Raw genomic sequence first — 20545 nt, forward strand, 5'->3', positions numbered from 1 at the left:
TCATCTCCTGCCCCATCCGTTCCTGGGCGATGGGCTCGCCCCACCACGCGTCGAATCCGGCTCCACAGCCACACCACCAGCCAGGGCGAGCCACGACCCCAGCGCCGCACCGGCGACCAGCAGGAGGACGGCCAGCGTCAGGACCGGGCTGAGCCGCGCCCGTGCTGGCGCCGCCACCACCTCGTCCGGGGCTCCGGCCGCGGGTGCCGCCTCGGCAGCTGCGCCGCGCCGCCGACGGAGCGCCCGCCGCACCAGCCCCGGCAGCGTCCGTTCGGCCAGCGCCGCGCCGTCCGCGTCCGGGCCCTGCGCCGCGTCCGCGCCGTCCTTCTGCAAGGAAGCGGGCGCTCGCTCTTCGGCCGGTCCCATATTTCCGGGATCCCGATGCCGCCGACGAACCCCTGAACGGTCTCCCCCGGCCCGAACGGAGCCGGCCCCACCCGCCACCAGTCGGGCGCGTCAGCGTCGTCGCCCAGTTCGTCCGCCCCGGCCAGATGCGGTGGCACCCCGACGGACGGCGCGGAGTCCGCCGACCGTCGCGCGGGCCGGGCACCGTGCCGCGCCCTGAGCCCTTGCCGTGCCCGGAGCCTTTCCCGTGCGGGGAGTCCCAGCGCAATCTGCCGGCGCGGCGATCGCGTTGCCGGAGAGGCGAATTGACGCCTTGATGGACCAGGGCAGTCGTAAGCGGCTTCGATCAGGAGCCTCGAACTGCGCGGTTCGGGCGCGTAGTTCCGCAAGATGCACTGTGATTAGTGCAGAAGTCCCTCAACTGAGGTCAAGGGGTCGCAGGTTCAAATCCTGTCGTCCCGACAGAGATGTCGGAAGTTTGAGCAGCTCAGGGGGTATCTACGGATGGCCCCTTCTGCATGCCGGGGAGCAACCAGGGAGCCCTCTTCCGCCCCCTTGCTCCCCTCGGGGGCGCCAACCGGCAAGGGGTCACCTCAGGTGACCCCTTGCGACCAGGCATGAGCCCACACCCCGGCGACCGTCCCCTCGGGGCGGGCGCCGGGGCCGGCTTTACGGGATACGCTGCGGCCGCACTCCTTCCAGCGTGGGCGTGACGGGGTGCATCAGCCCGTCCGCCCCGAACGTCACCTTGTCGATGGTCGTCTCACGGCGCGTGCCGTCACCGTCGGGGATCGCGAAGCGGTGGTAGGCGATGTACCAGTCGTCGGTCCCGGGTACCTGGAGCAGGGAGTTGTGCCCGGTGCCGAGGATCCCCTGGGCCGGGTCCTTCTCCAAGACCACACCGCGGTAGGTGAATGGCCCGTTCGGGGAGTCGGAAGTGGCGTATCCCACGCGGTAGTTCTCGCTTCCGGTGTCGTCGATCGAGTATGTCAGGTGGTACACGTCCCCCCGCCGGACGACGAATGTGCCCTCGCGGAAATCCTCAAGTCCCTTGATCTGCTGCATCTTTGACGAGTCGAAGGACACCATGTCGTCATTGAGCGGGACCACCCACGCCGAACCGTTACCCCAGTACAGATACGCCTGCCCGTCCTCGTCAGTGAAGGCGGCCGGGTCGATGGCCTGCCCGGCGCCGTCCGGGTTGGCCGCGATCAGGACCTTGCCGGAGTCCGTGAACGGCCCGGTGGGTGAGTCGGCGGTCGCGACACCGATCTTCGCCTCGGCACAGTAGTAGAAGAAGTACTTCCCGTCCTTCTCGGCGATGGTGGGCGCCCAGGCGCGCGCATCCGCCCAGCCCACGTCCTTCCCGAGATCCAGGATGACGCCCTCGTCCTTCCAGTCGACAAGGTTCTGCGACGACCAGACGCTGAAGGTAGTGCCGCTCCAGCCGGCGAACCCGTCGGTGGTCGCGTAGATGTAGTACGTCCCGCCGAACGCGACGATGTTGGGATCGGCGTAGAGCCCCGGCAGCACCGGCGTACGCATCTCCACCGCGGATACCTTCCACGCGCGCTGCGCGCCCGCCGCCGAGGTGACGGTGTACGTCACCGGCTTGCGCAGATCTATCCGCTTCCCGTTCGCCGGGCTGATCCGCGCACCGGGCGCGAGCGTGAACTTGGGCCTCAGCCGCCGCCGGTCAGTCCCCGGCATGACCGGCAGGACGACGGTGGCGGCCTCCCCCTCGATGACGGCGGGAACCTTGAGCTCCTTCACCTCCACGCCACGGACGCGGGTCGCGTTGGCGGGCAGCGCGGCGATCTCGTCGTCCGACAGGGCCCGGTTGTACAGCCGGACGTCCCGCAGCCGCCCCTTGAGGGTGTGGTCGGAGGTGTACTGCGATCGGCCGAGGTAGTTGGCCGTGGTGCGACCGCCGCCGATGTCCGAGGGCATGAGGGTGATCGCGGTGTTGCGCGCGACGACAACGCCGTCGAGGTACAGCAGAGCGGTGTCCCCGTCGACGGTGTACGTGACGTTGGTCCAACGCCCGTGCTCCAGGCCGCTGTTGGCGTTCGTCTCCTGTTCCTTGCTCCAGTTGCCGTCGGACAGGGCGGCCCGGAACCCGCTGCTGGTGCTGCCGCCGGTCGCGAAGAGATAGCCGTTGCCGTAGCCGGTGGCGGAGGCGGTGTTCCCGAACCCGTAGAGGAAGTAGGGCGTCGCCTGATCGCTGTCCACCCACACATCGGCGGCCACGGTGACGGCGTCCACCCCGGACAGCATGTTGTCGGGCAGCTTGATGTGCCCGCTCGCGCCGCCGAGTACGAGAGCCCCCTCGGCCCAGCTGATGTCCCCGGTGGCGGTGCCGTGACAGCCGTGCCCGGAGGTGTCGTCGGCGCTGGTGTCCAGCGGCCAGTGGGCGACGAGCCCGTCCGCGTCGGCCAGGACAGGGGCGACGCCCCACTTGGCGTTGACCCGGTCGAACTCGTCCTTCGTCACCGGAAGCACGGTGCCGTGCCGAGGGGCCGAGGGCAGCCGGTACTCGGCCGACTTGGTCCACACCCCGCCGGCCAGGTCCGTCGACTCGAAGGGCATGTAGCCGCTCGCGGTGTAGTCATCGACGAACAGGTACCACTTCTCCTCCGTGTTGGACTTGAAGACGAGCGGCCCCTCGCCCTGCGTCATGGCCCCGCTGCCGATGCACTCGGACACCGTGTCCCAGTCCGTGTCGAGCAGATCGGTCGCTTTCTCCTCCAGGATGAACTTCCCGCACGAGGACTGCTCCGCCGACCGCTCATCCTTCGTGAACCGGTAGTACGTCCCGTCGTGCGCGATCACCGTCGAGTCGATCACGGAGTACCCGGGGTCGTTCCACACCTTGGCCTCGCTGAACGTCACGAAGTCCGTGGTCGTCGCGTACAGCATCCGGTTGTAGGTGTCCCCGGTGTGCTCCGTGTCGTCATCGGCGTACAGCTTCGACGCCCAGAAGACGACGTACGCACCGACCTCCTCACTCCAATAGGCCTCGGGCGCCCAGGTGTTGCCCGCCGTCGCCGGAGACACCTGCACCAAACGCTCCTGGGACCAGTTCACCAGGTCCGTCGACTCCCACACCATGATCGACCGGGAGCCGTGCCGCTGGACGTAGTCCCAGCCGGCCCCGCCGTAGATCTTCAGGTCGGTGGCGATGAGAAAGAACGTGTCCCCTTCGGGCGACCGGATGACGAAGGGATCGCGTACGCCCTTGTCGCCGAGGGCGGAGGTCAGCACGGGCTCACCACCGTTCAACTCCCGCCAGTGAAGCGGGTCGTCGCCGCGGCTGAGCGCGAAACGGATCTGCTCGCCGTCGGCGGTGCCCTCACCGGTGAAGTAGACGAAGAGGTAGCCCTCGTAGGCGGCGGCGCTCTTGTCCCCCGCACGGGCGGGGGCCGGGGCGGCAAGCGTCGCGGCCCCCAGAGTGAGAGCTCCGGCGACGAGAAGGTGCCGCCGCGACAGGTTGGCAGCGGGCAGACGGGATGTTCCGTTACGGGGCATACGTACTGGTCCTCGGGGTGCGGGGGGAGCCCGTGGGGGCAGAGCTCGTGGGGGTGGCGGTGGTGTCGGCGTTGGCCAGTGAAGAAGCCCTCAGGGGCCCGGTCAAGGTCCTGGACACGGATTGGTCCGAAAACTCGAAGGCCGATCGATATACCGAACGGCAAACAGTGGAAAGTCATCGATAAGGGACGCCTTCTGGTGGGTCTACGGGGTCAGCCCGCCCCGCGTCATCTCCATGATCTCCTCGCCGCTCAGCCCGAGTTGGCGCCCCTCTGGCACGAGTGCCCGCACCTTCACTGCGAGCCGGACCAACCCCCCGGTCCCGTCCCCCGGCGGGCAGCGCGACGCCAAGCCGCCCGCGCGTCATGAGTAACGAGCGGTTCTCAACGGTCCGCCTTGCGCGAGACCTTGACGGCAGAGGGGCCGGATGTGACGATTCCGGCGCTGCGATGTTTGCGTAAACATCGGCAGCGGCCGGGTCTGCCCGCAATGCCGGGCCCACGCCTGTCCCAGCGTGTGTACGCGCGTTTCCCGCGCCCAACCCGGCAATGCGGCACCGCTGTTCACCGAGTCGCTCTCTCCTGAAGGGGAATATCCGTGCGCATGGCCCGAACCCGTCGTATCTCCTCCGCCGTGGCTGTCGCGGCGGCCGCTCTCGGCGTCGCCGCTCTCTCCGCCGGACCCGCCACCGCGGCCCCGCGAGCGGACACCACCCGGTTCAAGGGCGTCAACTGGGCCGACCCCCGGGACAACTTCGCCGACGACGAGCTCCAGCTCTCCGGCCTGTTGACCACCGACAGCTACCGCGAGACGTACAGCAAGGCGAAGCGGATCATCTCGGCTTTCCGCGCCAACCTCGGGGCCAACACCGTCCGGCTTCCCATCAACCCGTACACGGTGAACGGCAGTTACTGGGACTCCTACCAGGGGGTCATCGACGCGGCCTCCGACCAGGGCTTCAAGGTGATCGTTTCCTACTGGGAGGGAACGGGCGAGCGCAAGGACGGCCTGATCGACGACACCACCACCTACTGGCCCATGTGGAACAGAGTCGTCGACACGTACAAGAACGACTCGCGGGTCTACTTCGAGCCCATGAACGAGCCGCACGGCTACACCGAGACCGAGTGGGCCGACCTGGCCGCGAAGTGGCTGGACACCTACTCCTCCGTCCCGCGCGACCGGGTCTTCGTCAGCGGCGCCGGCTACAACGACCACGTCACCTCCGTCTGCGCCGACCCGCGCCTGGCCGGCACCTATCTGTCGCTGCACCACTATGGCTTCTGGAAGTCGTACGCCACCTACGACCAGTGGGTCGCCGACCTCAAGGAACGCATCGGCGACTGCGCCGGCCGGACGGTCGCGGACGAGTTCGGCTCCCCGATGACCACCGGCCTCGACTACAACGTGCCGACCCCGGACGACAACTTCGTCAACTACCTCCAGGCCGTCACCGACACCTTCCGCGAGCTGAAGATGGGCTCCGTCTACTGGCCCGGCCTGCGCAGCGACGACACGTACTCGCTGCAGACCCTGACCGGCACCGAGGACCGCCCCTGGCTGGCCACCACCAATCAGTCGGGTGCGGACAGGCTCGCCTGGGCGTGGGGGCGCGGCGAGGCGGTCGGGGACTGAGGGCCGCGTGCGAGCGGGGCGGGCCTCGTCGGCCCGCGCCGCTCCCCGCGCCGCCCCAGACGGTGGAGACGGCGACTTGGATGCCGAGGGTGGCGAGTTCGCCGTGCACCCTGCGGTAGCCCTGCGCTTGCCGGAAACCTCATCCATCGAGGTCAGGCGGCGTGGTGGTACTCGTGGAGGATGCCGCCCAGGCGATCGCGTCTTCGTATGTCGAGGCGATTGAGCTCCTCCGGATCGGCGACCGTCACGGGCAGGGGACGTAGCGGGCGGGCGTTCGCAAGGCCCTGATGAGGCCGATGGGAGTTGTAGAACCGTTCGAACTCGCGCAAGGCGTGGAGCAGGTGCCGCTGATTCCAGATCAACGTGCGGTCCAGCAGCTCGCGCCGGCAGGTCTGCACCCACCTCTCCATGACTGAGTTCATCCGTGGTATCCGGACGCCGTTGAGGACGTTCTCGGTCCCCGCATCTCGCAGGACGGCGTCGAACAGCTCGGGGAACTTGCCGTCCCGGTCTCGGATCAGGAACTTGGCTTTGGATCTGGCGTCTTCGAGGTCCATGACCAGGTTTTTTTGCGGCCTGCGTCACCCAGGGAGCGGTCGGGTGCGCGGTCGCGCCCAGGATCCGGATCCGTCGGGTGCTGTGCTCGATCACCGCGAACACGTACATCCGCGCCCCGGACAGGGTGACCGTCTCGAAGAAGTCGCACGCCAGCACGGCCTCGGCCTGGGAGCGCAGGAAGTCTGCCCAGGTACTGGAGTTCCGTTCGGGCGCTGGGTTGATCCCGGCCTCCTTGAGGATCTCCCAGACGGTGGAGGCGGCCACCTTCACGCCGAGGATGAGCAGTTCGCCGTGGAGGCGCCGGTAGCCCCAGTTGGGATTCTCCCGGGCCAGGCGCAGGACCAGAGCGCGGATGGAGTGCACGGTGCGCGGCCGGCCTGGTCGCTTCGGGCGCGACGCGGCAGCGTGGCGGCGTGTGACCAGGTTGCGGTGCCAGCGCAGCAGCGTGTCCGGCCGGACCAGCAGTCGCAGCCTGTGCAGCACATCCCGCGGAGGCCCTGAAACGGCACATGGTCGCGCGGCTTGTCGTATGTCGTGCTCGCCGCGTGATGAAGCATTGCATCGGAAGGACGCGGTGTGAGGGGGAAGAAATTTTCCCCGGCACGCAATGCACCGGGGATCCGGTTGATCCCTCAGTGAGAAGGAAAAGCGCAGAACGGCGAAGCAAGAGCACGGGGGCGCTGCATTCATTATGGGAGCGCAGGGCTCAGCCCTCGGAGGCGTTCCACAGCTCGCTGAGTTCTGCCCAGTCCGGAGCCGGGCTCTGCAACGCGGTGGGCCCGTCGGTGGTCGCCGTGCGCAGTCCGGCGAGGATCAGGTCCAGGTACCGCAGGTGGAGCGTGGTGGCGCGTTCGTCGGTGACGGGGATCCGCGCGGTGAGGTGTTCGAGCAGCAAGGGGACGTCGGCGGAAGTGAAGTCGGCGCGCAGTACGCCCGCGCGGTGCGCGCCGTCCACCAAGTCGTCGAGGGCGGTCCGGAGCCGGCTGGAGGCGGCCACGATCTCATCGGTGGCCGGCAGTCGGCCGCCCACCAGCGGGAGCAGCGGACCGACTGCACCCTGGGCCGAGAGCGCGTTCCGCAGGAAGCGGGCGAAGGCCGCCCAAGGGTCCGGCTCCTCGGCGAGGGCTGTGCGGGCCTGGGCGACGAGCTGTTCCATCCCCATGACGCGCATCCGCTGGGCCAGCAGCTCCTTGCTGGGATAGCGGCGGTAGAGGCTGCCCATGCCGATGCCGGCCCGGCGGGCGATCTCCGAGACGGGGGCGTCCCAGCCAAGCTCGGCGAAGACTTCGCGCGCAGCCTGCATGAGGCGGGCGTCGTTGCGGTCCGCCTCCCGCCGGCGGCCGCGCGGTCTGCCGGTCTGCGTGTCACCCATGGACAGGTATTTTCCCCTACCGGCGTGCCACGCCGTACCCACCGTCGACAGTGAGCACCTCGCCAGTGACGAAGGCGGCTTGCTCACCGACGAGCATCGCGATCGCCCGGGCCACGTCCTCCGGTTCCGCGACCCGCCCCAGGGGGGTGTTCGCAGCCAGTCGCTGTTGGAATTCCTGCGGCATACGCGCGCTGCTCTCGGTGCGGACGTAGCCGGGTGCCACGACGTTGACGGTGATGCCTAGCGGGCCTGCCTCGTGGGCGACGAAGCGGGCGAAGGTGTTCAGGGCGGCCTTGGCGGTGCCGTGGGCGGCCATGCCCGGGGCGGGCGGACCGTCGGCCACGGCGCTGGAGACATACACGATCCGGCCCCGCCCTTGGGCGCCCATGAGTTCCAGTGTCTGTTGGGTGAGCGTGTAGACGGATGCCAGCTCGTCCGTCACCTTCGTCCTGAAGTCGTCCCAGGCGAGGGCTTGAACCGGGGTGGGAATGAAGCGGGCACCGGCGTTGCAGACAAGAACGTCCAAGCGCCCGTCGACCGCGGAGCGCTCCAGCAGTTCGGCAGCCTGGGTGGGGTCGTACACGTCGGCCTGTACGGCGAAGGCTTCCCCGCCGTCGGCCTCGATGAGCTTGACCACCTGGTCGGCGGACTCGCGGCGGGAGAAGTAGTTGACGGCTACGCGGTAGCCGCGAGCCGCCAGTTCCCGTGACGTGGCAGCGCCGATTCCCCGGCTGCCGCCGGTCACCAGGGCCGTGGGTTTGGTCATGGCGTTCATATGTCCTCCCGCGTCGGGTGATCGGCTGCCCAACTTATCGGAGCGGAGCGCTCCGCTCAAAAAAGTCACCGCAATGGGGAATCGGGCCTTCCGGCACCGCGTTCTCCCCTGACATGAGCGAAGTAGTAGTAGCGCGTGCTTACGGTGGTCCCGAGGTGCTGTCGGTGATCGATGTCGCCGTAGCGGAGCCCGGGCCGGGTCAGGTGCGCATCGAGGTCCGCGCCGTCGGCGTCAACCCTTTCGACCACAAGATGTACAGCGGCGCCTTCGGAACCGATCCGGCGAACCTGCCGATGCGGCTCGGTGCCGAAGCGGCCGGTGTGGTGACCGCTGTCGGTGCCGACGCGACCGGCCCCGCCGGTCCGATCCAGATCGGCGACGAGGTGATCGCGTACCGAGCGCCCGGCGCGTACGCCGCCGAACTCATCGTCCCGGCCTCGTCGGTGGTGCCCAAGCCCGCCGCTCTCTCCTGGGAGCAGGCCGGAGGACTGATGGTCACGGGCGTCACCGCTGTGCACGTTCTCGAAGCGATCGGCCTACGTGAGAACGACTCGGTGCTGGTCCACGGCGCGGCGGGTGGCGTCGGCCTGATGGCCGTGCAACTGGCCGTCGAGCGCGGAGCCAGGGTGCTGGGAACGGCGAGCCCGGCCAAGCACGACGTACTGCGCGACCTGGGGGCGATTCCGATCGCGTACGGGCCGGGTCTGGCGGACCGGGTGCGCGCGGCAGCACCGCAGGGAGTCCACGCGGCTGCCGACCTGGTGGGCACCGACGAGGCGGTGGACGTCTCGGTGGAGCTGGTGGCGGACCGGTCCCGCATCGCGACCGTCGCGGCGTTCGAACGCGGGGCCCGAGTCGGCATCAGGCTCCTGGGCGGCGGGCCCGGCGCGGACCCCGGCACGGAAGTCCGCGCCGCTGCGCGCCTGCAGCTCACCGAAGCCGCGGGGGCCGGGCGACTGCGCGTCCTGATCGCCGCCAGCCATCCGTTGCGCGAAGCCGCCGCCGCGCATCGGCAGATCATGACCGGGCATACGACGGGGAAGATCGTCCTCGTCCCGTGACCGGGCCCCTGACTGCACCGGCAACTTCGTTCGGATGGCCGTGGCCGGCCGACGCACGAGTCCTGACGCCGGTGTACCCGTGACGTCATGACGCAGTGAGAAGAGAGGAGGGAGCGTCCGGGGCGGAAGCGGAGGGCGAAGAAGCTCTACCCCGTTGCTCGCGGTGGTGGGGACCGCTGGAAGCTGCGGCACCCACCTGCTTCAGGCGGCAGGGCGCGCCGTTCAGGATCCCTGCCGCCCTGCACGGACCGACCGTGCATGGACGAGATCGCCGTGCCGATGTCGACCTTGAGGCGAGGGCGGTGGACTGGTCCTCGAGCGAGTGGTCGCTGCTTTCGCTGCGGGCCGACCGGTGCCGCGGTCGGCTGGAACCCCGCTGGCGGCGGCATACGATGCGCCGAGACCGCCGGGGGAGCGGGCGGCGTGCGCCGTGCCTGGGCCACCGACGCGCCAGCCTGTCCTTGACCGGCCGACGAGCTCAGGCGTTGCGCACCGTCTTGCTCACCTGGTCGAGCAGCGTCCGTAGCTGCGCGCTCTGGTCCGGTCCCAGGCCCTCGGTGATGTGACGCTCTACGTCGGCGATTACCTGGTCGGCCGCGCGCAGCGCCTCCCGCCCGGCGTCGGTGAGGTGCAGTTCCTGCACGTGCCGGTGGCGCGGGTGCTCGCGCCTCTCCAACTGGCCGCGGCCCTCCAGGCGTGCCACGAGGGAGGCGACGGCCTGAGGGGTGACGTTGAGGCGGCGGGCCAACTCGGCGCCCGCCAGCCCTGGTTCGCTGTGCACCGACATCAGCAGGGTGTAGTGCGCGGCGGCCATGCCCAGCGGACGTAGCCGCTGTTCCTTGAGCGTCTGCACCGCCAGTTCCGCGCGGCGCAATGCCCAGGTCACCCGGTCAAGCGCGCCGAGCCCCACAGGCTCCTCGTCATCACGTATCACCTGCCAAGGGTACGACACTTCATAACCATCAAGCGTTTGACACTAAGCTAACGGTTGAGGCATGCTCGGCGTATGACTCGCACGATCGCTCTCATCACCGGAGCTTCCTCCGGCATCGGCGCCGAATACGCCCGTCTGCTGGCGGATGACCACGACCTCGTCCTGGTGGCGCGCCGCGCGGACCGGCTCGGCGACTTCGCAGAGGAGCTCCGCGCCCGGGGTGCCGCCGTGGAGGTGCTGCCCGCCGATCTCGGCACCCACGAGGGCATCACTGCTGTCACCGGCCGTCTCGCCGCGGGGGACGTGCGCCTGCTGGTCAGCAACGCCGGCGCCGGCGGCTACGCCCCGCTCGTCGACGTCGACCACGCCGACATCGACCGCCTGCTCACCCTCAACGCCGTGGCCCCCATTCAGCTGGTCCGCGCCGCGCTTCCCGGAATGCTCGCCGCCGGAGAAGGCGCGATCATCACAGTGGCCTCGCTGCTGGCCTTCAGCGGCGGCCTCAACGATCCCCGCGCACCACGACGCACTCTCTACGCGGCGGCGAAGGCCGCCACCGTCGCCTTCACCCGGACCCTCACAGGTGAGCTCGCGGACACGCCCATCCGTACGCAGCTGCTGCTGCCCGGCGTCGTGGCCACGGAGTGGAACGAAGGCGTCGGCCGCGACATCCCCTGGGCAATGACCCCGCAGGACGTCGCCTCGGCCAGCCTTGCCGGCCTGCGCCTGGGGGAGACCGTGTGCGCACCCGGTCTGGAGAACCAGGCCGCAGCCCTTGAAGCCCTGCTGGCCGCGGAGTCCGCTCTGCTCACCGGCGGCAACCAGCCCACCCCCGCAACTCGCTACCGCGGCCCGCAGGCGTAGCAGCGGGCGCCTCCTCGGCGCTGCCCCCGACCCGGCCACGGGTCGCCCTCCCAAGGTTGCGCTACGCCCGTCCGCCGAGGGTGCTTCCCGCTCCGCGGCCACCCTTGCCCAACTGCCGAACGTCCGGCACGGCACACGCTCCCAATGACCTCCACCATGCAGTCCTCCACGTCGGCCCGCGCCGACTGCCCTCCAGCGGCCACTCGTGCCGAAGACCGCCTCCGCCACCGCCCTCACCCACGGTGTGTCTCATTCGGGCGGGCGGAAGAAAGTTAGGGAAGACCTATCACCGACAACATTCCGACGATCACCCGTGACGGCGTCATCGGATACGACGCGACCGAGATCGTCACCATCGACCAGGCCACCGGAGCCGAGTTCGCCCGATATCCCGTGGCGGGCAAGGAAGAGGCTGCCGCGGCCGTCGCCGCCGCACGCTCAGTCACCGGGGCCTGGTGGGACCTCGGCTTCGAGGGCCGCGCGGAGCGACTGCGCGCGTGGCGGCGGCAGATAGCTTTGAGCGGTGAGGAGGGCGCCGCACTCATTCACGCCGAGAACGGCAAGCCCCTCGACGACGCCCGCGTGGAGGTGCTCGGGACTCTCGAGCACCTGCAGTACGTTGCTGACAACGCCGCGCGGGTCCTGGAGCGCCGGGAGGTTCCATCCAGCCCCACCACGCCCAACCAGCGTGCGTGGGTCGAGTACCAGCCCTACGGCGTGGTCGGCGTCATAGGCCCGTGGAACTTCCCCCTGCTCACTCCCGCGGCCATCCTCGCCGATGCGCTCGCGGCCGGGAACGCCGTCATCCTCAAGCCGAGCCAGATCACGCCCGGCGTCGCCGAATGGCTCATCCGAACCTGGCAGCGTGCCGTTCCGGAACTGCCGGCCGTCCTGCAGAACCTGAACGGATACGGGGCCACGGGTCAGGCGCTCATCGAGGCCGGCCTCGACAAGCTCGCGTTCACGGGCAGTGTCGCCACAGGCCGGACGGTGGCCGCCCAATGCGCGCAGACCCTGACCCCCGTTCTGCTGGAACTCGGCGGAAAGGACGGCGTCATCGTCGCCGAGGACGCCGATCTGGACGAAGCCGCCGCTCACATCGTGTGGGGCGCCATGCAGAACACCGGACACGGTTGCATCAGTCTCGAAGTGGCCTATGTCGTCGAGTCGGTGCACGACGAGTTCGTCGAGAAGATCAGCGAGCTCGCCGGGCAGGTACGCGTCGGCAGCGACGAGGACGCGGAGATCGGGCCGGTTCCGCTGCCGAGCCAGACCTCGATCATCCGGGAACACATTCAAGACGCCCTGGAGCGCGGCGCGACAGCCACCGTCGGCGGCCTCGACGCGGTGGGCGACCGCTATGCCGCGCCCACCATCCTGGTCGGAGTGGCCCCCGACGCCCTCGCGGCGACGGAGGAGACGTTCGGGCCGACGCTGGCGGTCGGCAAGGTCGCCGACGCCGATGAGGCCGTCGCTCACATCAACGCCGGCCGGTACGGGCTGGGCAGCGCCGTCTTCAGCCGCGACCACGGCGAAGCCATCGCTCGTCGCCTCCGCGTGGGAATGACCAGCATCAACGATGCTCTGGTGTTCTCCATGAACCCCGCCGTGCCGTTCGGCGGTCGGGGCGACAGCGGTTACGGGCGCAAGCAGGGGGAGGAGGGACTGCGGGAGTTCGCCTACGCGCACGCCTTCACCGCCAAGACCGGCCCCGCCCGGTTCTCCGCCTCGACCTTCGGCAGGCCACAGGGAGCTATGGAGGGAGCCCTCGCCGGCGCCCGTAACAGGATCCTGGCCGAGAGCGGCGAGAAGTCGGACTGATTCAACTCACGGGCGCCCACGGACGTTCCGGACCGAGCTCGGCCCGCCGTACGTGCCCTCACAAGGCAGGCCATCGGCCTGCCCAGCACCCGGGTTCGAGACGCTGCACCGTCTTGGACCCGGGTCCCGGACGCCGCGCCGATGTCGGGGCGCATGGGAGAGCTGCGGCGCGCCGGCCGCGGGAGCGAGCGGTGAGCGATGGATGGCCGCCGGGCATGCGGCCGCCTGGCGATGGTACGGAGCGCTGGACCGGACATCGGAGGATGCCGGGCCCAAGGCAGCGTCGACTCCTATCAGGCGGGCCCCCGCCATTTCGCCTGAACCTCGACGCCTGACCCCCTTCGGTCCGGGCTTGCGTCCGCTCACCCGCGGGTCAGGCCTAACTCGCCCGCGCGCACCCTGGCCTGGAAACGTGAGCCCGCGTCCAGGGCGACGAGGAGTTCGGCGACTCTGCGGCGGTAGGTGCGCAGCGACATGCCCAGTTCGCGGGAGGCTGACACGTCGGTCACTCCGGAGCCCAGTGCGTTACAGCACTCGCGGGCTCGCGCGTCGATCCGGGGCCGGTCGGGGTCGAAGAAGGCCGCCAGTTCGGTGGCCGTCTCCCACGCTGCTTCGAACAGCGCGTACGCCCCGCTCACCAGGGCGGGTTCGGCACTCATCGTGTACTGACGGTTCTGGGGACCGAGAGCGGAGGAGGCTGAGGACGCATGCCCGGCAAGGACGGCATAGAGGCCCCCCGCCGCATCGTCGCCGCCGGTGACCGTTCACGCGTCCTCGTGCTCACGACGTTCGACCTCGACGAGTACGTCCACGCCGCCCTGCGGGCCGGCGCGAGCGGCTTCCTCCTCAAGGACGCCCGCCCCGAGGAGCTCCTCGCCGGGATCCGCGCGGTCGCCGTCGGCGACGCTGTCATCGCGCCCGCTCTCACCCGCCGCCTCCTTGACGAGTTCGCCCAGTACGTCCCCTCCCACAGAACTGACCCCTCCGAGGGCCTGAGGCTCACCTCCCTGACCGACCGTGAGCGCGAGATCCTCGTGGCCGTCGGCAAGGGCTGGACCAACGGGGAGATCGCCGCGCGGTTCGTTCTGTCCGAGTCCACGGTCAAGACGCATGTCGGCCATGTCCTGGCCAAGATCGGAGCCCGCGACCGCATCCAGGCCGTGATCTTCGCCTACGACCACGGCCTCGCCTGGCCCGCCGTGGACTGAACCGGCGAGCGGCCGCCTGTGATCCGGGAGCCCGTCACGTCGAGGGTGAGTCGGATCCGCCGGAGCAGGCCCGAACATTTCCCAGTTGAGCACCGGGGTGCCTGTCTCCAGCACCTGCCGCAGGGCCCCTCAATGCGCTTGACATGCTCGCGTGACAGGACCTCCGTCGGCCGCTGTGAATGTCATTGCCGACCGTCCCATCGCGTGCCTGTGTATCCGGCACCGGCGAGCCGTCCGGGGCCCACCTGTCGAACGCTACGCCTTCCTCCACCCTCCATGGTCCGCCGAAAGCCCGGCCAGTGCAGTGGCCGGAGTGTCTCGGAGGACCGTGCGGCCGGGACGAGGCTCGGGTGTTCCTACGGCGCCTGCAGAGCCGAGTCGAATCAATAGGCATCGTGGCGACCCTCGTCGCCTCTGCACTGCAGATCGTGAGCACGGTGGCGGGTTGATCGACTGCGTTCGCAGACATGCTGCGGGCCCGTCCGGGCAGCCGGAGTCTCAACGCCGTACCGGCGAGCGTTCGACGGTCAGCATGAGGCGTGATGCCACGAGCGCGCGCAAGCGCGGTTGAGGGCTCGCAGCCGACGTCTGGGGGTCAAGGGGGCGCAGGTTCAAATCCTGTCGTCCCGACTTGTGTTGTCGCAGGTCGGAGACCGTTCTCTCATGATTAAGAGGGCGGTCTTTTGTGTTTCCGGGGGGGCGTGGTGGTCGCAGTGTGGTGGCATGCCCTGGGCGGTGCTGGCTGGCCGTGGTGCTGAAGGCGGGCGGGGCGGGGTTGCGCAGTCGTCGGAGGGCCTCGCGGAGGCTGTGATTGTGGTCGCCTGATGGTCGCAGCCACGTCGGTCGGTCTGTTGAAAGACCGGTGGTCTCGGCTTGGGCGAGGGTGTGGTCGGCGGCTTCGCGTGCGGCTGTAGAGGTTCGCGGTGGTCGACAGGGTGGAGTGCCGCAGGGTCTTGGAGACCACGGTGAGAGGGACGCCCGCGGTGATGGTGATGGTGGCGGCCAGGTGCCGCAGGTCGTGAACGGTGATCCTGGGGACGCCTGCTTCGTCGGAGAGGCGGTGGAGGCGATCGAGTACCAGGTGCGGTCGGAGCGGGCGGCCGTCGGGCTGGCAGAAGACCGTCCGGCGAACGGATCGGCAGCATCGCTGTGGGTGTGAGGAGCCGTAAGTGCCCGATGCCGCAGTGCTGCGGCGACGCGAGGTGAGATGGCGACCCAGTTGCGGCTCGATCGGGTCTTGGGGGTGGTGAGGACGCCAACCGTGCCGACGTCTTCAACCTCGGCGGCGTCCTCACCGGCAAGGAGGACACCTTCGCTCTGAGCTTCGTCGAGAACGTCCTCACCGCCAACGAGCACCTCGCACCGCTGACCGGCCGGTTCCGCGCCGACCTCGACGTGTTCCTGCGCCTGGCCGACGGCGACCCCACCGCCCGCCCCGACCAGCTCACGCACCCCTACCCCCCGAGGACCGTGACCGGATCGTCGCGGTCCTGCGCCACCTGGTCGCGGCCCGCGCCACGGTTCTCGCCGTCACCGCTGCCTACATCGCCTCCGCCGCCCAGGTCCTCGTCCGCGTCGGTCTGGGCCACCAGAGCGATGAACACCCGTTCCCAGGTGCCATCGACGGGCCCACATCCGCAGCCGGTTGTAGACGCTCGCCAGTTGCCACACTTCTCCGGCAAATGAACCCAATGGGTACCAGTCTGAAACTTGAAGGCGATCGCGTCGGTCACCTCATGATGGTCCCGCCAGCGGCCACCCCGCTTCGGCGTCCGGTCCGAGAGCAACGGCCCAATCCGCGCCCACCGCGCATGAGTCAACGGCACACCTGGACCAACGACCAGCTGATCCAAACGAAACTTCCTAGCAATTCATCGTGGTCTCAGAGTCTGTCGGGCGCGCAGGATGCTGCGATGTGCGTCCGCGCCATAGACCGCGGACTCGGTGAGCGTGTCCCATACCTTTTCGTAGGCCGTGACACTGTCGGTGGTGTCGAGCCAGAGTTCGGCGTGCCAGTCCTCGACGACGACGAGGCGATCGTCGTAGATCCAGAAGCCGTTTCCTGGTGGGATTTTGAGGGATGCGGTGAGCGGGACGACGCCGAGTCGCATCGTGTTGAGCCCGACCAGTCCGGCCAGTCGCTCCAGTTGCAGGGCGAGGGTCTGGGGTGAGCAGATCAGGGCGTACAGGGCGGCTTCCCAGAGCACGACGTGGTACTCCTTGGTGCCCGCGTAGATCCATTTCTGCAGTTCGAGCCGTGCTCGTACGGCTTCCTCGGTGTCAGGGCGAACGCTGCGAAGTTCGGTGTAGTGGGTGAATATGGCGTGTGCGTAGTCCGGTGTTTGGAGGACGCCGGGGATGGCGGAGTTCTCCCACTATGCGGAACGAGTGGGTGCGTTCGTGCTCGGCCAGGAGCGTTTCTTGTACGGGGCGGTGGCCGCCGGCGAGCTGGCGGCGCCAGGAGCGGGTGAGGGACTCGAACCCGGCCAGCTGTGAGTGGAGACCCGCGATGGAGTCCTCGTGGCCGGTGGCCTGTGCCCAGGCGGTGAGGTCTTGTGGTGTCGCTGTCTGTTTGCCGTTCTCGAGCTTGCTGACCTTCGACTTGTGCCAGCCGAGTTGTCGGGCGAGTTGCTCGCCGGTGAGCCGGCCGCCAGCGCCCCTTCATCGACTGGGCGGAGACGCGTCTGCTGCCCGCACTGCGAAAACTTTGAACAGGCCAACCCGTGCGGTCGGTCGTTCATCCGTCCCGTCTGCGCCGGTGCACGTTGTTTCACGCCCTGAACCTCCATCGGGCGATCGGACTCAGCGCAAGCGATCTCATCGCCCGTCTGCTGGGCGACGGCCGTGACGGGGACGAGGCCCTCGCAGCCGCCCACGACACGCTGTACGGCACATGGTTTGACCGGCTCCCCGCTCTCGACGGAGCCCAGGACCTGCTGCGCACCCTCGTAGACCGGGGCAGGCTTGTCGTGCTGGCCGCCTCTGTCGGGGGGTGCGAAACTCAAGGCTCTATGCCGGGCAGTCGACGCGGATGACGTCATCGCCGGTGTGGCCTCGGCCGATGACGTCGCGGCCGGCAAGCCCGCACCCGATCCGGTTCACCAAGCGCTGGAACTCGTCGGAGTGGCCGTCACGGAGGCAGTCTTCGTCGGGGACAGGGTATGGGACATGAAGGCAGCCACCCGAGGCGGGCGCACCCCCATCCCAGGAACACCCGCGCTGCGGGGCCCGCAGCACCGTCCCTCCCGTGAGCGCGGAAGCCACCACTACTAGGGCTCCCGCCAGGCTATGCGCCGCGCGTGACGCGGAGATTCCGCCGAGCTGCGACCGTTCGGGCGACGGCAGGACGGCGAGCCGGTCGAATGCGCGGCCCGGGCCCGTGCGCCTCAAGTGGCGCGGAGCGAAAGGGCCCTGCTGGCCAGGAGGGGGACCGAACTGGCGGGTCAGCTGCTACAACGGCGTGCGTAGCGCGCTGCGCTGATCGCGCCAGGCTCCCAAGAGCTGTCGTCCGAGGCGTTCTTCCAAGAGGACGGTGGCTTGGACGCCGAAGGCGATGTCTGGCTCGAGCATGGGTTCGCTTGCTCGCAGCCCGCCGATGACATCGCGACGCACTACCTGTTCGTGGACCGCGTCGGCCTCCACGTGCTCGTCGTAGAAGCGGGCCGCGGCCGGTCCCGCGCCGGTACGCCGCAGGGCCGAGGCCAGTCGCCGCGAGCTGGGGGGCGACGTTACTTCGACAGCGGCGAAGTGCCCGACCAGGGCTCCGCGCAGAGCACGGTGGAGGCCGAACAGAGACATGACGTTGACGGTGGCCAGGGCTTCCGCTGGAGCCGTTTCGACATAGTGCCCGTAGGAGGTGCGCAGGCCGAGGTCCGTCATGAGGTCGGCGAAGAGCTGGGCGTGGATGTCCTCCGGGTGTCCCGCGCCGAACTCGTCGAACTCGACGGCCACCATGGCGGCTTTGGCGCGGCCGTGCAGACGGGGGAGGACCCAGGCGTGGGGGTCGGCTTCCTTGAGGTGATAGAGGGAGCGCACGGCCGCGTACTCCCTGAGCTGCTCCAACGTGCCGTCCCTCTGGAGGTAGTGGCTGACGCTCGACTCGTCGTGACCGACGGGTTCCACCAGAAGCGGGGCAAGGGCCTCGTCGGCATCGGTCCGTGGCGGCACGTGAGTGCGCAGCGCGTCGAGGAAGCGCTGTTCGAGCAGACCGCGCAGGGCGAGCAGCTCCGGATTCCACTCGTGTTCGTCGCTGACGCCGTCGAAGCCCTGATAGTGCAGTTCGTAGAGAACGTAGAGAGCGAGCTGGAGATCGTCTCCGTATGGGTCGACAGTGCGCGGCGATGCGAGCGGCAGTGGCGCCGTGGCGGCGCCGCCGAGCGCTTTGAGGACTGTGCTCGACAAGTCGCCCCGGGGCTGGGGAAGTGGAGGGCTTTGACCGCGTGGCTCCTGGCTGTCCGGATGCATGAGGGGGTCCTTCCTCAGGCCTCGGAGTCCGATGCGGGCGGGGGTGCGGGGTCGGTCCGGGGTTTCGTGCGGCGCCTGTGACTGGTGTCGCACCACGGGTAGTTACGGCTTCGCCGGCACGTGCAGATCGCGACGGTGAAGCGTTGCGAGACGAATACGGCGCCGTCGTCAACTACTACTTTTACGGGGCCCTCCACCAGCAAGGGTCCGTCAGGGTCGACGGTGACGTGGCGCGCGCGTTCAGAACTTTTCGGCACGGATGACCACCAGCTCTTCCCAGCTCTCCTCGCCCACGAGTCCTCGGCGGCGCAGCCATGCCGTCCGGGAGCGCAGGACCGGGCCGAAGGGGATGCGGGCTCGGTCGACGACGGCGGGGTGGAGTCCTGTGCCGGCGAGCCGCTCGAGCGTGGCCTCGGTGCCGGACAGCGCCGACTGCACGAGCAGCAGGACTCCGCCCGGCCGCAAGGCTGCGGGGGCGGCGTCACAGATACGGTCCACCAAGGCGCGTCCGTCGGGTCCCGCGTCCCACGAGCGTGCCTTGCCGCGACACGGCAGGCCGACCGAAGGGCAGGGCACGTACGGCGGATTGCTGACGATGATGTCGAATGCGCGACCTTGTAGCGCGCTGGTCAGGTCTCCGCGGCGGACGGTGACGTGATGCCGTGACAGGCGCGCGTTGAGACGCGCGGCCCACACAGCACGCCACGAGATGTCGACAGCGGTCACACGGGCTCCCATGCGCGCGGCCTGGACGGCGAGCGCTCCGCTGCCGGTCCCCAGATCCAGCACACCGGTGGTGGGCCCTATGTTCTCCCCGCACAGCGCCTGGACGAGTATCTGCGTGTCCCTCTGCGGTGCGTACACGCCGGGCGGCGTGAGCAAGCGGGGCGGGCGCGACGGAGCCGGTGCTGACTGGGCCTCTGCGGTCATCGGATTCCACTCCGTGTGGACATCGTGCGTGACTACTGTGGCACCGGGTGCCCTGAGGGGTGAGATCCACACGTGCGGCCTCTTGTGGTGGATGTGGTTGTGCTGCCGAAGCGGCGCCGGGTTGCGGCGGCACCTCAAGCAGAGGTGCTCGCGGTACACCTGTGGGCGACGACGACCGGCGGTTGCTGCGTAGACTCGCCGGCTAGGTCGCAGACCATGATCGTCACCAACGATGCCTACACCGACCTGGTCTTCCAGGCACGACGGAGCGCGCCGACGACGCGACCATCTCCCTCATCGAGTGGCGGGGCGGCGACGCCGGTCACCTCGCCACCCTCGACTGAGCTGACAACCACCCACCCCGACGGAGCGACGACGAAGCCCCCACGGCCGGTCCGTGCCTTTCACCGCACTCGGTGGCAGCGCCTCTATTCGGCACGGCGCGCCTTGTGCCTGCCAACGTTCAGGTGCGCTCGGGCGGGTAGATGGGCCAACCCAGTGGCCTCGCGTGCGTGGGCCACTGGGCCATGGCACAGGGCCTGCAGGACGGGGGCGGGCAGTCCGTGGTCCGTCAGCGTGAGCGCCACATGCAGTTGGGGGCCCGCCGCCCGTCCGGCGAGGTGGGCGCTGGCCTGCTTGACGTCGGGCAGAGCACGCGCTTCGGAGGTCACGGCGTCGCTGAGGGCACGGCCTCGCAGCTCGACGCTTTCGGGTGGAGGCGTCCCACCCAGGTGTACTGCGCTGGGGCGGTGACGCAGCTGTGCGAGAAGCCAGATGAGGGCCAAGGCGGCTGCCAGAACCAGGACGGCGATGACGGCGGCCGACCACCACCAGCCCTGATCGCTCCAGTGGACGCGGTCGGCGTTGCTGAGCAGGACGTCGTGAGGCGCGGCCACGGGCCACCCGGCGGGCGGCGCGACGTGAAGCCGGCGGTAGAGGTCGAACCCGGCTGTGAGGATCAGCAGGCCGCCTCCTAGCAGCACCAGGCCGCAAAGAGACAGGAGGAGACGGTTCAGTGTGGATCGACCGTTCATGGCGCGCTCCCGGGGC

At 69.3% G+C, this 20545-nt stretch carries 20 protein-coding genes and 3 pseudogenes; 9 read left to right on the forward strand and 14 right to left on the reverse strand.

What is annotated here, in order from left to right; all coding sequences use genetic code 11:
• Together OG698_RS40925 and OG698_RS40930 are read right to left on the reverse strand one after the other, a co-directional pair.
• A complete protein-coding gene (locus OG698_RS40925) occupies positions 1-366 on the reverse strand; it encodes a hypothetical protein (RefSeq protein WP_406109225.1) in 366 nt (121 codons plus the stop codon).
• Between the two features lie 648 nt (positions 367-1014).
• Positions 1015-3873, reverse strand: coding sequence for a family 43 glycosylhydrolase (locus OG698_RS40930; RefSeq protein ID WP_406109227.1), 2859 nt, complete (start codon positions 3871-3873; stop codon positions 1015-1017).
• Between the two features lie 603 nt (positions 3874-4476).
• Here OG698_RS40930 and OG698_RS40935 point away from each other — a divergent pair.
• On the forward strand, positions 4477-5508 hold the full coding sequence (locus tag OG698_RS40935; protein WP_389710109.1) for a glycoside hydrolase family 5 protein: 1032 nt from the start codon (positions 4477-4479) through the stop codon (positions 5506-5508).
• Positions 5509-5660: 152 nt separating this feature from the next.
• Here the strand turns inward: OG698_RS40935 and OG698_RS40940 are convergent.
• The 3 genes and pseudogenes from OG698_RS40940 to OG698_RS40950 all read right to left on the reverse strand — a co-directional run bounded on the left by OG698_RS40940 (position 5661) and on the right by OG698_RS40950 (position 8204).
• Positions 5661-6597, reverse strand: a pseudogene (locus OG698_RS40940) (integrase core domain-containing protein).
• A gap of 175 nt (positions 6598-6772) precedes the next feature.
• Positions 6773-7438: a TetR/AcrR family transcriptional regulator gene (locus OG698_RS40945; RefSeq protein WP_406109229.1), complete on the reverse strand. Its 666-nt coding sequence runs from the start codon at positions 7436-7438 to the stop codon at positions 6773-6775.
• 16 nt (positions 7439-7454) lie between these two features.
• Entirely contained in the window at positions 7455-8204 is a 750-nt protein-coding gene (locus tag OG698_RS40950) for an SDR family oxidoreductase (RefSeq protein WP_406109230.1), read from the reverse strand.
• Between the two features lie 122 nt (positions 8205-8326).
• On the opposite strand from OG698_RS40950, the gene OG698_RS40955 reads away from it, so the two are divergent.
• Positions 8327-9274, forward strand: coding sequence for a zinc-binding alcohol dehydrogenase family protein (locus OG698_RS40955; protein WP_406109231.1), 948 nt, complete (start codon positions 8327-8329; stop codon positions 9272-9274).
• A 478-nt stretch (positions 9275-9752) separates the two neighbouring features.
• Here the strand turns inward: OG698_RS40955 and OG698_RS40960 are convergent, their stop codons facing one another.
• The gene (locus tag OG698_RS40960; RefSeq protein ID WP_116507027.1) at positions 9753-10208 is read right to left on the reverse strand and encodes a MarR family winged helix-turn-helix transcriptional regulator; all 456 of its coding nucleotides are present in this window, start codon (positions 10206-10208) and stop codon (positions 9753-9755) included.
• Between the two features lie 72 nt (positions 10209-10280).
• On the opposite strand from OG698_RS40960, the gene OG698_RS40965 reads away from it, so the two are divergent.
• Together OG698_RS40965 and OG698_RS40970 are read left to right on the forward strand one after the other, a co-directional pair.
• The gene (locus tag OG698_RS40965) at positions 10281-11072 is read left to right on the forward strand and encodes an SDR family NAD(P)-dependent oxidoreductase (RefSeq protein WP_329568325.1); all 792 of its coding nucleotides are present in this window, start codon (positions 10281-10283) and stop codon (positions 11070-11072) included.
• A gap of 345 nt (positions 11073-11417) precedes the next feature.
• Positions 11418-12893, forward strand: coding sequence for an aldehyde dehydrogenase family protein (locus tag OG698_RS40970; RefSeq protein ID WP_406111560.1), 1476 nt, complete (start codon positions 11418-11420; stop codon positions 12891-12893).
• 362 nt (positions 12894-13255) lie between these two features.
• Here OG698_RS40970 and OG698_RS40975 read toward each other — a convergent pair whose 3' ends face one another.
• Entirely contained in the window at positions 13256-13552 is a 297-nt protein-coding gene (locus OG698_RS40975; protein WP_406109233.1) for a DNA-binding response regulator, read from the reverse strand.
• Between the two features lie 45 nt (positions 13553-13597).
• Between OG698_RS40975 and OG698_RS40980 the strand changes: the two are divergent.
• A pseudogene (locus OG698_RS40980) lies at positions 13598-14101 on the forward strand (LuxR C-terminal-related transcriptional regulator); the annotation flags it as partial.
• A 667-nt stretch (positions 14102-14768) separates the two neighbouring features.
• Here the strand turns inward: OG698_RS40980 and OG698_RS40985 are convergent.
• Positions 14769-15182 (reverse strand): tyrosine-type recombinase/integrase, encoded by a 414-nt coding sequence (locus OG698_RS40985; protein ID WP_406111562.1) that lies wholly within the window; start codon positions 15180-15182, stop codon positions 14769-14771.
• Here OG698_RS40985 and OG698_RS40990 point away from each other — a divergent pair.
• On the forward strand, positions 15120-15260 hold the full coding sequence (locus OG698_RS40990) for a hypothetical protein (protein ID WP_406109234.1): 141 nt from the start codon (positions 15120-15122) through the stop codon (positions 15258-15260). The two genes, OG698_RS40985 and OG698_RS40990, sit on opposite strands and share 63 nt — an antisense overlap.
• 95 nt (positions 15261-15355) lie before the next feature.
• Positions 15356-15663 (forward strand): annotated as a pseudogene (locus tag OG698_RS40995) (ATP-binding protein); the annotation flags it as partial.
• Here OG698_RS40995 and OG698_RS41000 read toward each other — a convergent pair.
• Entirely contained in the window at positions 15556-15927 is a 372-nt protein-coding gene (locus tag OG698_RS41000) for a transposase (protein ID WP_406111564.1), read from the reverse strand. The pseudogene OG698_RS40995 and the gene OG698_RS41000 overlap by 108 nt on opposite strands.
• Positions 15928-15972: 45 nt before the next feature.
• The gene (locus tag OG698_RS41005) at positions 15973-16461 is read right to left on the reverse strand and encodes a DUF5753 domain-containing protein (RefSeq protein WP_406111566.1); all 489 of its coding nucleotides are present in this window, start codon (positions 16459-16461) and stop codon (positions 15973-15975) included.
• Here OG698_RS41005 and OG698_RS41010 point away from each other — a divergent pair.
• Together OG698_RS41010 and OG698_RS41015 are read left to right on the forward strand one after the other, a co-directional pair.
• On the forward strand, positions 16460-16597 hold the full coding sequence (locus OG698_RS41010; protein ID WP_406109236.1) for a hypothetical protein: 138 nt from the start codon (positions 16460-16462) through the stop codon (positions 16595-16597). The genes OG698_RS41005 and OG698_RS41010 overlap by 2 nt on opposite strands.
• A 552-nt stretch (positions 16598-17149) precedes the next feature.
• Positions 17150-17374: an HAD family hydrolase gene (locus OG698_RS41015; protein WP_406109237.1), complete on the forward strand. Its 225-nt coding sequence runs from the start codon at positions 17150-17152 to the stop codon at positions 17372-17374.
• A 177-nt stretch (positions 17375-17551) separates the two neighbouring features.
• Here OG698_RS41015 and OG698_RS41020 read toward each other — a convergent pair whose 3' ends face one another.
• The 4 genes from OG698_RS41020 to OG698_RS41035 form a co-directional block, all read right to left on the reverse strand.
• On the reverse strand, positions 17552-18565 hold the full coding sequence (locus OG698_RS41020; RefSeq protein WP_406109239.1) for an iron-containing redox enzyme family protein: 1014 nt from the start codon (positions 18563-18565) through the stop codon (positions 17552-17554).
• A gap of 14 nt (positions 18566-18579) precedes the next feature.
• Positions 18580-18822 carry a CDGSH iron-sulfur domain-containing protein gene (locus tag OG698_RS41025; protein WP_406109241.1) on the reverse strand — a complete coding sequence of 81 codons (243 nt, stop codon included), beginning with the start codon at positions 18820-18822 and terminating at the stop codon, positions 18580-18582.
• Entirely contained in the window at positions 18806-19495 is a 690-nt protein-coding gene (locus OG698_RS41030) for a HemK2/MTQ2 family protein methyltransferase (RefSeq protein WP_406109242.1), read from the reverse strand. The genes OG698_RS41025 and OG698_RS41030 overlap by 17 nt, the downstream gene beginning before the upstream one ends.
• 428 nt (positions 19496-19923) lie before the next feature.
• Positions 19924-20529, reverse strand: a complete 606-nt coding sequence (locus tag OG698_RS41035) for an alkaline shock response membrane anchor protein AmaP (RefSeq protein WP_406109244.1) — start codon at positions 20527-20529, stop codon at positions 19924-19926.
• Positions 20530-20545: the final 16 nt, after the last annotated feature.

The organism is Streptomyces sp. NBC_01003 (assembly GCF_045162695.1).
Lineage (GTDB): Bacteria > Actinomycetota > Actinomycetes > Streptomycetales > Streptomycetaceae > Streptomyces.

Excerpts from the sequence above, each read along its gene's own strand:
- OG698_RS40925 (WP_406109225.1), bottom strand. The coding sequence starts at position 366 with ATGGGACCGGCCGAAGAGCGAGCGCCCGCTTCCTTGCAGAAGGACGGC.
- OG698_RS40930 (WP_406109227.1), bottom strand. The coding sequence starts at position 3,873 with ATGCCCCGTAACGGAACATCCCGTCTGCCCGCTGCCAACCTGTCGCGG.
- OG698_RS40935 (WP_389710109.1), top strand. The coding sequence starts at position 4,477 with ATGGCCCGAACCCGTCGTATCTCCTCCGCCGTGGCTGTCGCGGCGGCC.
- OG698_RS40945 (WP_406109229.1), bottom strand. The coding sequence starts at position 7,438 with ATGGGTGACACGCAGACCGGCAGACCGCGCGGCCGCCGGCGGGAGGCG.
- OG698_RS40950 (WP_406109230.1), bottom strand. The coding sequence starts at position 8,204 with ATGACCAAACCCACGGCCCTGGTGACCGGCGGCAGCCGGGGAATCGGC.
- OG698_RS40955 (WP_406109231.1), top strand. The coding sequence starts at position 8,327 with ATGAGCGAAGTAGTAGTAGCGCGTGCTTACGGTGGTCCCGAGGTGCTG.
- OG698_RS40965 (WP_329568325.1), top strand. The coding sequence starts at position 10,281 with ATGACTCGCACGATCGCTCTCATCACCGGAGCTTCCTCCGGCATCGGC.
- OG698_RS40975 (WP_406109233.1), bottom strand. The coding sequence starts at position 13,552 with ATGAGTGCCGAACCCGCCCTGGTGAGCGGGGCGTACGCGCTGTTCGAA.
- OG698_RS41010 (WP_406109236.1), top strand. The coding sequence starts at position 16,460 with ATGGCGGAGTTCTCCCACTATGCGGAACGAGTGGGTGCGTTCGTGCTC.
- OG698_RS41020 (WP_406109239.1), bottom strand. The coding sequence starts at position 18,565 with ATGCATCCGGACAGCCAGGAGCCACGCGGTCAAAGCCCTCCACTTCCC.
- OG698_RS41030 (WP_406109242.1), bottom strand. The coding sequence starts at position 19,495 with ATGACCGCAGAGGCCCAGTCAGCACCGGCTCCGTCGCGCCCGCCCCGC.
- OG698_RS41035 (WP_406109244.1), bottom strand. The coding sequence starts at position 20,529 with ATGAACGGTCGATCCACACTGAACCGTCTCCTCCTGTCTCTTTGCGGC.